The 11,780-nt window shown below is 75.0% G+C and carries 10 protein-coding genes; 5 read left to right on the top strand and 5 right to left on the bottom strand.

Annotation, left to right across the window (positions count from 1 at the left end):
* Positions 1-438: 438 nt before the first annotated feature.
* On the top strand, positions 439-2,109 hold the full coding sequence (locus B124_RS00725; RefSeq protein ID WP_496500606.1) for a bifunctional 3'-5' exonuclease/DNA polymerase: 1,671 nt from the start codon (positions 439-441) through the stop codon (positions 2,107-2,109).
* Between the two features lie 41 nt (positions 2,110-2,150).
* Complete coding sequence (locus B124_RS00720; protein ID WP_496500605.1) at positions 2,151-2,999, top strand: putative protein N(5)-glutamine methyltransferase; 849 nt, start codon at positions 2,151-2,153, stop codon at positions 2,997-2,999.
* On the opposite strand, the gene B124_RS00715 is transcribed toward B124_RS00720, so the two are convergent.
* Positions 2,968-4,098, bottom strand: coding sequence for a glycoside hydrolase family 183 protein (locus tag B124_RS00715; protein ID WP_496500604.1), 1,131 nt, complete (start codon positions 4,096-4,098; stop codon positions 2,968-2,970). The two genes, B124_RS00720 and B124_RS00715, sit on opposite strands and share 32 nt — an antisense overlap.
* 147 nt (positions 4,099-4,245) lie before the next feature.
* Complete coding sequence (locus tag B124_RS00710) at positions 4,246-5,067, bottom strand: SAM-dependent methyltransferase (RefSeq protein WP_496500603.1); 822 nt, start codon at positions 5,065-5,067, stop codon at positions 4,246-4,248.
* A 165-nt stretch (positions 5,068-5,232) separates the two neighbouring features.
* Here B124_RS00710 and B124_RS00705 point away from each other — a divergent pair, with 165 nt between their 5' ends.
* The gene (locus B124_RS00705) at positions 5,233-5,655 is read left to right on the top strand and encodes a limonene-1,2-epoxide hydrolase family protein (protein WP_496500602.1); all 423 of its coding nucleotides are present in this window, start codon (positions 5,233-5,235) and stop codon (positions 5,653-5,655) included.
* Positions 5,652-6,440, top strand: coding sequence for an SDR family NAD(P)-dependent oxidoreductase (locus B124_RS00700; RefSeq protein WP_496500601.1), 789 nt, complete (start codon positions 5,652-5,654; stop codon positions 6,438-6,440). The genes B124_RS00705 and B124_RS00700 overlap by 4 nt, the downstream gene beginning before the upstream one ends.
* Positions 6,441-6,445: 5 nt before the next feature.
* On the opposite strand, the gene B124_RS00695 is transcribed toward B124_RS00700, so the two are convergent.
* Positions 6,446-7,417: an ArsR/SmtB family transcription factor gene (locus B124_RS00695; RefSeq protein ID WP_496500600.1), complete on the bottom strand. Its 972-nt coding sequence runs from the start codon at positions 7,415-7,417 to the stop codon at positions 6,446-6,448.
* A gap of 59 nt (positions 7,418-7,476) precedes the next feature.
* Between B124_RS00695 and B124_RS00690 the strand changes: the two genes are divergently transcribed.
* Positions 7,477-8,811, top strand: a complete 1,335-nt coding sequence (locus tag B124_RS00690; protein WP_496500599.1) for an MFS transporter — start codon at positions 7,477-7,479, stop codon at positions 8,809-8,811.
* On the opposite strand, the gene B124_RS00685 is transcribed toward B124_RS00690, so the two are convergent.
* Complete coding sequence (locus tag B124_RS00685) at positions 8,783-10,291, bottom strand: glycoside hydrolase family 30 protein (RefSeq protein ID WP_496500598.1); 1,509 nt, start codon at positions 10,289-10,291, stop codon at positions 8,783-8,785. The genes B124_RS00690 and B124_RS00685 overlap by 29 nt on opposite strands.
* 116 nt (positions 10,292-10,407) lie before the next feature.
* Positions 10,408-11,769 (bottom strand): GH1 family beta-glucosidase, encoded by a 1,362-nt coding sequence (locus B124_RS00680; RefSeq protein ID WP_496500597.1) that lies wholly within the window; start codon positions 11,767-11,769, stop codon positions 10,408-10,410.
* Positions 11,770-11,780 lie beyond the last annotated feature (11 nt).

Below are 11,780 nucleotides of genomic sequence, written 5' to 3'. Positions count from 1 at the left end.
GAGCCCAGCGGAACGCGGGCGCCGTGAGCGGGACGCGCCTGCCCCGCTTCGGGCGGGTTCGGGGCGCAGCCCAGCGGGTGCGGCCGTCGTGAGCCGGATGCCCCGGGCCTGTTTCGGGCGGGTCGGAGGGCCCGAGGAGCGACAGGGCGGAGCCCCCGGGGTGGCCGTGCCGCGAGTGTGGTGCGCAGGTCGGGGGTGCCGGGGCGCGGCCCCGCGTGCGGGCGGAGCCCTCCGGGCGGTCCGCGCCGCAGGCGCGATGGCGGGGTGCGGGGGCGGAGCCCCGTGGGGGTGCGGGGGCGGAGCTCCCGGGGGGCCGCGCCGCAGGTGCGGTTGCGGGGGCCGGGGTGCAGCCCCCGGTTTCGGGAAGGGGCGGGGTCGGGGAACAGGCCCCCGCCCGCCACCGGCCCGGTGTCAGTGCCCGGTGGCAGACTCGGGCTCATGCACTGGGCCATGGCCGACGCGCCGCACGGCGGAGTCAGCGTCTGCCCCGTCGACGCCGAAGGCAACCCCGCCGGCCCCCCGTACACCCACCCCCACCCCGCCGACGCCCTCCGCCGCCACCCCGCCGCCGACCGCTGGATCTGGTCCTCCACCGCCGCCTTCTACCCCCGGCTCCTCGACGCCGGCCTCACCGTCCCCCGCTGCCACGACGTCGAAGCCGCCGAAGCCATCCTTCTCGGCCACGAAGGCATGTGGGGCCTGCCCCGCTCCCTCGCCGCCGCCTGGGCCCGCCTCCGCGGCCACCCCGTGCCCGACGACCCGCCGCCCCGCACGTTCGGCGGTGAGCCGGAGCCCACCCTCTTCGACGCCACCCCCGCACGCCCCCACGGCACCGACGACCTGCACGCCCTCCTCGCCGTCCACGCCGCGCAGCGGGACCGCATCGCCGCCTCCGCCCACCCCCACCGCCTGCGGCTCCTCGTCGCCGCCGAGTCCGCCGGGATGCTCGTCGCCGCCGAGATGCACCGCGCCGGCCTGCCCTGGCGCGCCGACGTGCACGACGCCCTGCTCACCGAGCTGCTCGGCGGCCGGTATCCCGGCGGTCTGGAGCCGCCCCGCCTCGCCGAGCTGGCCGACGAGGTGTCCCGCGCGTTCGGCGAGCGGGTCCGCCCCGACCTCCCCGCGGAGGTCGTCCGCGCGTTCCGCAAGGCCGGCGTCGGCGTCACCTCCACCCGCAAGTGGGAGCTGCAGGACATCGACCATCCCGCCGTCGCCCCGCTGCTGGAGTACAAGAAGCTCTACCGGCTGCACACCGCCCACGGCTGGGCCTGGCTGCAGACCTGGGTGCACGACGGCCGGTTCCGCCCCGAGTATCTGCCGGGCGGCGCCATGTCCGGCCGCTGGACCACCCACGGCGGCGGCGCGCTGCAGATCCCGCGGGTCGTGCGCCGCGCGGTGGTCGCGGACGAGGGCTGGCTCCTGGTGGTCGCCGACGCGGACCAGATGGAGCCGCGGGTGCTGGCCGCCGTCTCGCGCGACGCGGGGCTGATGGCGGCGGCGGACGGCACCCGGGATCTGTACGAGGCGCTGGCGGACCGCGCGTTCGCGGGCGGGCGCGCGGAGGCGAAGCTCGCGCTGCTCGGCGCGATCTACGGCCAGACCTCCGGCGACGCGCTGACGTACCTCGCCGATCTGCGCCGCCGCTTCCCCGCCGCGGTGGCGTACGTGGACGAGGCCGCCCGCGCCGGCGAGGAGGGCCGGCTCGTCCGCAGCCATCTGGGTCGTACGTGTGCGCCGTCGGACGCGGCGGACGACGGCGAGGCGGGGCTGCCGCAGGAGGACGGCACCGGCCCGGCGGCGGCCCGCGGGGGCGCCGCGGCGCGGGCGCGGGGCCGGTTCGCGCGCAACTTCGTGGTGCAGGCCAGCGCCGCGGAGTGGGCGCTGTGCCTGCTGGCGGCGCTGCGCCAGGAACTGGCGGGGATGCGGGCGGAGCTGGTGTTCTTCCAGCACGACGAGGTGATCGTGCACTGTCCCGCCGACGAGGCGCCGGCGGTGCAGAAGGCGCTGGCGGCGGCGTCGGCGCGGGCGGCGGAGGTGATGTTCGGCCGGACGCCGGTGGTGTTCTCGTTCACGACGGCGGTGGTGGAGTGCTACGCGGACGCGAAATAAAGACGGGCGGCGAGCGCGGGGCACAGGGTAGAACGGGGTACGTGCCAGACACCCCGCCCCCAGCCGCCGTCGTCACCCGCCTTCGCGCCGCCGGCTGCGTCTTCGCCGAGGACGAGGCCCGCCTCCTCGCCGCCGCCGCGCCCGCCCCCGCCGAGCTGGACGCCCTCGTGGCGCGCCGCGTCGCCGGGTGGCCGCTGGAACAGGTCCTGGGCCGGGCCGAGTTCTGCGGGCTGCACGTCGCGGTCGAGCCCGGCGTGTTCGTACCGCGCAGGCGCAGCGAGTTCCTGGTCCGCCGCGCCGCGCAGGCTGCGGCGGCTGTCTCCCGCCCCGTCTCCCGCCCCGTCGTGCTCGACCTGTGCTGCGGCTCCGGCGCGATCGGCGCCGCCGTCGCCGCCGCCGTGCCCGGCGTCGAGCTGCACGCCGCCGACGTCGATCCCGCCGCGGTCCGCTGCGCCCGGCGCAACGTCGGGCCCGCCGGCGGCACGGTCCACGAGGGCGACCTCTACGCGCCGCTGCCCGCGGACCTCCGCAGCCGCGTCGACGTGCTCGTCGTCAACGCCCCGTACGTGCCCACCGCCGAGGTCCCGTTCCTGCCGCCAGAGGCCCGCGACCACGAGCCGCTGACCGCGCTCGTCGGCGGCGCCGACGGGCTCGACGTCCAGCGCCGGGTGATCGCGGAGGCCCCGCGGTGGCTGGCGCCCGGCGGCCTGCTGCTCGTGGAGACGAGCGAGCGGCAGGAGCCCCGCACCCGCGCGGCCGTCACCGCCGCCGGGCTGACGGCGGTAACGGCCACGTGCGAGGACCTGGCGGCGACGGTCGTCACCGGGCGCAGCCGGCGGCCGGCCGCGGGCCCGTCCGCTAGACGAACCCCCGCACCCGGTGCTGCATGACGCGATACGGCCATCCTTCGGCCGTGTTCCACTGGCTCACGGCCAGATGCAGGTTGTCCGGGGTCGAGCCCGGGATCACGTAGCCGCCGTACAACTGCGCCACGTGGGAGTCGTCCTCGTTGCCCCACTGCCCGCCCCACACCAGGGTCCTGCGGTGCGCCTCGTACAAGTTGGAGGTGGGCGTGTCCATGAGGATGCCGTCGATGCGGTAGTCGGCCTCGTTGAACCACGTGAGGATCCACTTGCCCGCCATCGGCCGCAGGCACATCTCGCCGAAGCGCCCCTCCAGGACCGGTGTCGGCGGATTGCCCCACGCCCAGGCGCCGTTGCGGTAGCCCCACGGCTCGTACGCGCCGGGGTCGGCGATCCGGGCCGCCGGCACCCGCTGCAGGATCATCGGCTTGCTGCGGGTGAACTCCGTGGAGAACACGTACACGAAGCCGTCGTTCCCCTCCGCCCAGGTGAGTAGCTGGAAGAGCCCGCCGTGCAGGTCGGGCGCGAACTTCGCGCCGGTGTGGACCCAGGTGGCGCCGTTGTCGTCGGAACGCCAGATCTCCGTCCAGACGACGTTGCCGAGGCCCTTGTTGACCATGGCGTGCAGATACATCGTCGAGCCGATGGTGATCACGTCGGACGGCAGGACGGTGGAGAAGACCGGGTTGTCGTGCTCGTACGCCCACAGTTGCTGCGCCGCCGCCCCGCCCACCGCGCCGGACCAGGTGACGCCGGCGTCGAGGTCGGTCGTGGTGGAGTACAGCGCGACGGGGGAGCGCCACCAGCCGCCGCCGACGCGCGCCTCCTCGAAGGTGTCGCCGAAGACGAAGAGCATCCGGCCGTCCGGCGTGCGCGCGGGGATGCCCAGGTCGGTGGCCTCCATGCGGTACGCGGTGGTGATCCCGGGCCCGGTGAGGTCCCGGATCTTCGTCACCTCAGGCGCCGCGGCCCCGCGGGCGCCGCGCCCGGCAGCCGCTGTCGCAGCCTGTCCGGTTCCCAGCAGCACCCCGCCGCCGACCGCTGCACCGGCCGCCGTTCTCAGGAACCGCGCCCTGCTCATCGGCGCGCGGTGCTGCCCGCCGCCGACCTCGCGATGACCGCCCATGAGTCCTCCCGAGCCGTAAGAAATCGATTTCACGAACTCGGGGACAGAGCTTCCCATCGCGGATGGAGACCGTCAACCACACCGGCGCGTCTCCGCGCGCCCCGGCGCCCACCCCGGGCGCCGCCGCGGCGCGAACGCGCGCCCGCGTCACGGCTTGCGGCCGACGCCTCCGGCCATCAGGCGCTCGAAGAGCTTCAGCTCCGTGCGGACCGGCTTGTCGGGGCGCCAGTGCGGCAGCGAGACCACACCCGGCTCCAGCAGGTCGAGGCCCCTGAAGTACGCCTCGATCTCGGCCGACGTGCGGAAGCGGCCGGTGCCGAGGAAGGACAGGAAGGTGTCCTGCAGGGCCTGCGCCTCCTCGCCGACGTCGCAGAAGGCGGTGATCACCAGGTGGCTGCCCGAGGGGACCGCGTCCATGTACGCGTCCACGATGCCCTGCGGGTCCTCGTCGTCGTGCAGGTGGTGGAGGATCCCGACGAGCAGGATCGCCACCGGACGGGAGAAGTCGATCAGCCGGCGGACGTCGGGGTGTTCCAGGATCTCCTGCGGGCGCCGCAGGTCGGCGGTGATGACGAAGGTGTCGTCGTTCTCCTGCAGCAGGGCCCGGCCGTGGGCGAGGACGATCGGGTCGTTGTCGACGTAGACGACCCGGGCGCCCGGCAGGTGGCGCTGGGCGACCTGGTGGGTGTTCTCCATGGTCGGGAGCCCGGCGCCGAGGTCGATGAGCTGGTCGATGCCCGCTTCGGCGGTCAGGTAGCGCACCGTACGGCCCAGCGCCTCGCGGTTGAGCCACGCAAGGTCGTCGATGTGCGGCATCGTCTGCCGCAACTGGTCGGCGACGGCACGGTCGACCTTGTAGTTGTCCTTGCCGCCGAGCACCACGTCGTAGGCCCGGGCGATGCTGGGCTTGGTGGTGTCGATGTCGCCGGGTCCGGGTTTGGCCGCCCGCCCGTTGCCCTCGTCCTGCACAACAGTCCCTTTCTGCCCGCCTGGTGAGGTGGGGTATGAGCCTAGCCGCTTGCTCCGGTGGGTCGCATCCAGGGTCAACGACCTTGAGCCATGGGTCAGTTGGGGGTGGCGAGAAGTATGGGGCCGCCTTGACGGGCGCCGCGGGCGCTCAATAGCGTCCGGGTCATGCCAGCCCCGAACGAACCCGCCACCGAGCAAGAAGCCCTCGTCGTGCAGTTCTTCGCCGACATGGGCAGCACCTACGCCGAGATGGTGCCCGCCTTCCGCCGCCATCTGGCCGACGACTGCCTCTGGGCCAACCAGGGGCTGCCGGAGGTCCGCGGCAGGGAAGAGATCCTGGGCTTCCTCCAGCAGCTCGTCGACCAGACCGGACTGGAGAGCGTCGGGGGAGAGGTGCTGCGGATCGCGAGCCGGGGCGGCACCGTGCTCACCCAGCGCCACGAGCACTGGACCGGCAAGGACGGCGCCGTCCTGGTCGAGTCGCTGCCGGTGATGGGCACCTTCGAGGTCGCCGACGGCAAGATCACGTCATGGCGGGACTACTACGACTCCGCACTCCTGGCCCACCTGATGGCGGGCGACGCGTGAGCGCGCGGAGCGCGGACGCCCGGGCCGGGCGGTTCGCGGGCAAGACCGCCGTCGTCGTGGGCGCCAGCGAGGGCATCGGGCTGGCCGTCGCCGACGGGCTGGTGGCGGGCGGCGCCAACGTCGTCCTGGTGGCCCGGCGCGAGGACGTGCTCGCCGGAGCCGTCGCCACGCTCGGCCCGGCCGCCTCCGGCGTCGCCGGCGACGTGGCCGACGAGACGACCGCCGCCCGCGCGGTCGCCCACGCCGTCGACACCCACGGCGGCCTGGACCTGCTGCTCTTCAACGCCGGCACGCTGCTGCCCGGCGACATCGCCGGGCAGCCCCTGGACCACGTCGACCGCATGCTCGCGGTCAACCTGCGCGGTCCGATCACCTTCGTACGCGAAGCGGCACCGGAGCTCGCGAAGCGGCCCGGCGCGGCCGTGACCCTCACGTCGTCGGCCACCGGCCGGCTGCCCGTGCCCGGCCTCGGCGTGTACGGCGCCACCAAGGCCGCGCTGCACTACCTGGTGTCCACCTGGGCCATCGAACTGGCGCCCAGCGGCATCCGGGTCAACGCGATCTGCCCCGGCGGCACGTACACGCCGTCGATGTACGAGGCGGCGAAGGCCATCCCGGGGCTGGAGCAGGAGACGATCGCCACCAACCTCGTCAAGCGGATGGCCACGCCCGAGGAGATCGCCCGGCCGGCCCTGACCCTGCTGGACAGCGCGGAGAGCGGCTACGTCACCGGCGCCGTCTGGGACATCGACGGCGGCTACCAGCGCGACCGCCGGGCGGGCTGAGGGGCTCAGTCGTCCCGCTGCGCCGCGACGAGCACCTCACCCGCCGCCGTGCGGTAGTACAGCACCGACCGCCCCGCGCGCCGCCGGTCCACCAGCCGGGCGTCGAGCAGCACCTTCAGATGCCGTCCCACCGAGCCGAGGCCCTGACCGGTGAGCACCACCAACTGCGTGGTGCTCTTCGGGGTGTCGAGCAGCGCCAGCACCGCCGCGCGCGCCGGGCCGAGGAGCCGGCCCAGCGACTCGGGCGGTGCGGCGGAGCCGGTGTCGGCGAGGGCGCCGGCGCACGGGTAGACGACGGCGTAGCGGTGCGGCGCCTCCCAGCAGACCCAGCCGGTGCGCGGAACGACGGGCACGAAGAGCAGCTCCGCGCCGGAGAGGTCCTGCGGCGGGTAGTCGCGCACGTTGATCTGCAGCCGGCTCGCGCCCAGCCACCGCGTCCCCGGCCGCAGCGCGTCCAGCACCGCGGCCCAGCCGCCCTGTCCCACCTGCGCGGTGCGCGCGACGATGTCCGCCTCGATGACCCGCCGGCGCCGCGGCCAGTCCGGCAGCACCGTCTCGCGCCACACCCACTCCAGCACCTCCGCGGCCCGCCGCGGCAGGTCGTCGCGGCGCAGCCGCTGCGGCAGCCGGCCGTCGAGGGAGACGGCGACATCGGCGCGGGCGGCGTCCGGGGGCGTGGCCCGTATCGCCGCAAGCTCCTCCTCGAAGGTCACCCCCGCCGCACCCGTGGGCGTCGGGGTGAGGAAGTCCGCGTTCCACGGCCGCAGCAGCCCCACCCGGACCAGCTCGTCGGTCACCGGGTCCGCGGCCTGCCGCGCGCGGTACGCGGGCAGGTGGGCGTCGAGCCAGGCGCGCTCGCCGGGGTGCGAAGGGGTGCCCTGCGCGAGCGTCTTCAGACACGCGAGCGCCTCGGCGAGCGGCGAGACGACGAACCGGCTGCACGCCAGCGTGTCCGCGTCGACCTGCCACCACCCCATTGTTTCGCCTCCCGGCGAAACACTAACCCCTGCACCGTGCTCTGCCCGAGGCTGCCGGCATGCGCACGTACCGCGAGCTGTTCCGCGCCCCGGAGTTCACACCCCTCTTCGCCACCTCCTCCCTGCAGGTCGCCGGGCTGACGATCAGCGGCCTGGCGCTCGGCACGCACATCTACGAGCAGACCGGCTCCCCGCTGCTGTCGGCCCTCGCGATGTTCGGCCCCTCGCTCACCCAGGTGCTCGGCGCGACCCTGCTGCTGTCCGCCGCGGACCGGCTGCCACCGCGCGGCGCGATGACCGCGCTCGCTCTCGTCTTCGCCGCCGCCACCGCCGCGCAGGCCACGCCGGGGCTGCCGGTATGGGCCGCGTTCGCGATCCTGCTCTGCCTCGGCCTGCTCGCCTCAGTGGGCGGCGGGGTGCGCTATGGGCTGCTCAACGAGATCCTGCCGCGCGACGGCTACCTTCTCGGCAGGTCGGTGGTCAACATGTCCTCCGGCGCCATGCAGATCGCCGGCTTCGCGCTGGGCGGCGTGCTCGTGACCGCGCTGTCCGCGCGCGGCACGCTCCTCGTCGCCGCCGCGGCGTTCCTCGCCGGCGCCGTTGTCGCCCGCGCGGGTCTCGGCCGCCGGGCGCCGCGCGCGGCGGGGCGGCCCTCGGTCGCGGAGACCTGGCGGGTCAACGGCCTGCTCTGGTCCTCGCGGCACCGCCGCGTCCTCTACCTCGCGCTGTGGGTGCCCAACGGCCTCGTCGTCGGCGCCGAGTCGCAGTTCGTGCCGTACGAACCGGACCGCGCCGGCGTCCTGCTGGCCCTGGCCGCGCTGGGCATGCTTGCCGGCGACGTGCTCGCGGGCCGGTTCGTGCCGCCGCGGTGGCGGGCCCGGCTCGGGGTGCCGCTGCTGTTGCTGCTGGCCGTCCCGTACCTGGTCTTCGTGTTCCGTCCGCCGCTCGCCGTCGCGGGCGTCGCCGTCACCGTCGCCGCGGCCGGCTTCGCCGCCAGCCTCGTGCAGCAGGAGCGGCTGATGGCGCTCACCCCGGACGAGCTGAGCGGCCAGGCCCTCGGGCTGCACACCTCCGGGATGCTCACCATGCAGGGCGTCGCCGCCGCCGTGGCCGGCGGGATCGCGGAGCTGACCGCGCCGGGGACGGCGATGGCCGTGATGGGGGCGCTCTCGATCGCCGCCACGCTGGCTCTCGTACCGGGGCTGCGGGCCGCCGGCACGGCGACCGCGGATCCGGCCGCGCAGCCGGCGCAGGACCCGGCCCGGGGCCCGGCGCAGGACCCGGACCCGCACCCGCCCGGTGGCGGGGGCGGGACGCGGGGCCGGGAGTCGGCGGCCGGGCCTGCGGAGGCCGGGTCGGCAGCGGTCAGGCCGCGGGCGCCCCGGGCCAGGTGAAGGTGGCGACCGCGCCCGCGGGCAGCTCGTACGTCAGCGACGCGCCGTTTTCCGTGACCGAGAACGTCCGTGTGCCGCCGGTGGCGTTGAGCACGACCGCGGCGCGGGAGCCGTCCGGGTTCTCGAAGACCACGTTCTGCACGCCGCCGGGCCCCTCGGTCGTCGAGCCGACGCGCACGGCGCCGCGGTCCACGAACTTCGAGACGTGGCCCAGCACGTAGTACTCGGCATTCTTGGTGACCTCGCCGCCGTCGACCTCCACCACGCCGTTGCAGCGGGTGCCGCAGTGCCCGAAGTGCGGGCCGCCCTGCCCGTCGAGGGCGAGGTTCCAGACGACCACGGTCTCCGAGCCGGACCGCATGCTGCGGATGACGAGGTTCTCCGTCTGCCATTTCAGCGTGTCGGCGAACGTACGCGAGGCGTCGTCGCTGTCGGTGCCCGAGCACTCGGTGAAGAAGACCCGGTGGCCGGCGTCGCGCACCTGCTGCTGCGCCTCGGGCTGCCCGCCGTAGCAGTGGAACGCCGCGCCCCGCACCCGGTCGAGGTCGCCGGTGGCGTCCAGGACCTCAAGCGGGTAGTCGGGGCGGTCCCAGTTGTGGTCGTAGACGAAGATCTGGGTGTCCAGACCGGCGTCGGCCAGCCTGCCGTCGAGGACGCGCAGGAAGTCGGCCTGCTCGGCGGCCGACATGCCCATCGAGGGGTACGAGGTCTCGAACAGCGGCTCGTTCGCCACCGTCAGGTCGTCGACCGCCACACCCGCCTCCGCGTACGCGTTCAGCGCCTTGACCAGGTAGTCGGCGTAGTCGCCGTAGTGCTCGGGCGTGACGCTGCCGCCCTCCGGCTTCCCGGAGTCCTTCATCCAGCCGGGCGCCGACCAGGGCGTGGCCATGACGCGGATGTCGCCGTTCACGTCGAGCGCCTGGGTCAGCACCGGCAGGATCTCGGCGCGGTCGCGGTCGATCGAGAACGAGCCCTGCTGGTCCTCGTACGAGTAGTAGGGCAGCTCGGCGACGAAGTCGGTGCCGCCGAAGGGCTGGCGCAGGTAGTCGAGCCCGATGCCCTCGCCGCCGCTGCCGAACAGGTCGGACATCAGCGCGTCCCGCGCGCCCTGCGGCAGACCGGAGATCAGCCGCGCGGACGCCTCGGTGACCGACGCGCCGGCGCCGGTGAACTCCTGCGCGCGTTCCCCGGTGTCGACGGCGATGTCGGTCTGCTGCGGCGAACCGTCGAACGCGGCGCTGTCCGCGGGGGTCAGCTTGCTGCTGCCGTCGGCCGTGGTGATCCAGACCTCGGCGGTGGTCTCGGCGGCCTGCGCCGGGCCGGCGAGCGCGTAGCCGCCGGCGGCGAGCAGCAGCGCGCAGGCCGCGGCGACTGCCTTGGCGGTGCGTGAGCGCGGCAGCCGGACCGCGTGCGCGGCGCGCGGCCCGCCGCGGCGGCGCGCGGGGCGTGGGGGTGGGGCCGGGGTGGGTGCGTCGTGCATGGTGCCGCTCCTTCGGTGTGGGGGGTGACCGCCCGGGCCCGCTGTCGTGGTGGGGGGACGCCGTGGGGGCGCGCGGCGGCGGGCCCGGGCGGAGCGTGGTGCCGTACGGGATGTGCCTACGCCGCGCGCCGCGCCGCCGCGCGGTGGCCGCGGATCAGCTCGGCGTAGCGCCGGCCGCTGCCCTTGACGGTCCGCCGCTGGGTGGCGTAGTCGACGTGGACGAGGCCGAAGCGCTTGTCATAGCCGTACGCCCACTCGAAGTTGTCCAGCAGCGACCAGGCGAAGTACCCCGCCAGCGGCACGCCCCGGCGCACCGCCTCGACGCAGGCGGCGAGGTGCTCCTCCAGATAGCGGGTGCGCTCCGGGTCGTCGATCTGCCCGTCGGGCCCGACCGCGTCCGGGTAGGCGGCGCCGTTCTCGGTGACGTACAGGCAGCGGACGCGGTAGTCGTCCGCCATCCGCTCCAGCGTCTTCGTCAGACCCTCGGCGTGCACCTCCCAGCCCATCGCGGTGCGCCGCACGCCGGGCAGGTCGACCTGGCGCGCGTACGGCAGCGGCCCGTCCGGGTCGTCGGCGACGACGTTGCGGAAGTAGTAGTTCAGGCCCAGCCAGTCCAGCGGCGCGGCGACGGTCTCCATGTCCCCGGGGCGCTCGGGCAGGTCCACGCCGTACAACCGGCGCATGTCCTCGGGGTAGCCGCGGCCGTGGACCGGGTCCATCCACCAGCGGTTGACGTGGCCGTCGGTGCGCGCGGCGGCGGCCATGTCCGCGTCGCTGTCGGAGGCCGGTTCGCAGTGCGTGAGGTTGTTGACCAGCCCGATCCGCGCCCCGGGGACGGCGGCGCGCAGCGCCTGGACCGCGAGGCCGTGGCCGAGGTGCAGGTGGTACGAGGCCCGTACCGCCGCCGTCACATCGGTGAGCCCCGGCGCCATCCGGCCCTCCAGATGCCCGATCCAGGCCGAGCACAGCGGCTCGTTGAGCGTCGCCCAGTCGGTGATCCGGTCGCCGAGCCGGCGGGCCACCGCGTCCGCGTACGCCGCGAACGCCTCTGCGGTCCCGCGCTCCGCCCAGCCGCCGCGGTCCTGCAGCGCCTGCGGCAGGTCCCAGTGGTAGAGCGTGGGGAAGGGCCTGATGCCGGCTTCGAGGAGGGCGTCGGTGAGCCGGTCGTAGAAGGCGAGCCCTGCCTCGTTGACGGGGCCGTCGCCGCCCGGGACGACGCGCGGCCAGGCGATCGAGAAGCGGTACGCCCCGGCCCCCAGCCGGCGCATCAGCGCGATGTCCTCGGGCCAGCGGTGGTAGTGGTCGCAGGCGACGTCGCCGGTGTCGCCGCCGTCGACCTTGCCGGGCGTGTGCGAGAACGTGTCCCAGATCGACGGGGAGCGCCCGTCCTCGCTGACGGCGCCCTCGATCTGGTACGCGGCGGTGGCCGTGCCCCACACGAAGTCGGACGGGAGGAGGTCGAGGTGCAGGTCGGGCACTTCAGTTCCTT

This window comes from Streptomyces sp. CNP082 (genome assembly GCF_059570535.1).
The sequence above is the reverse complement of the archived record's forward strand: the minus strand, read 5'-3'. Positions and strand labels throughout refer to the sequence as shown.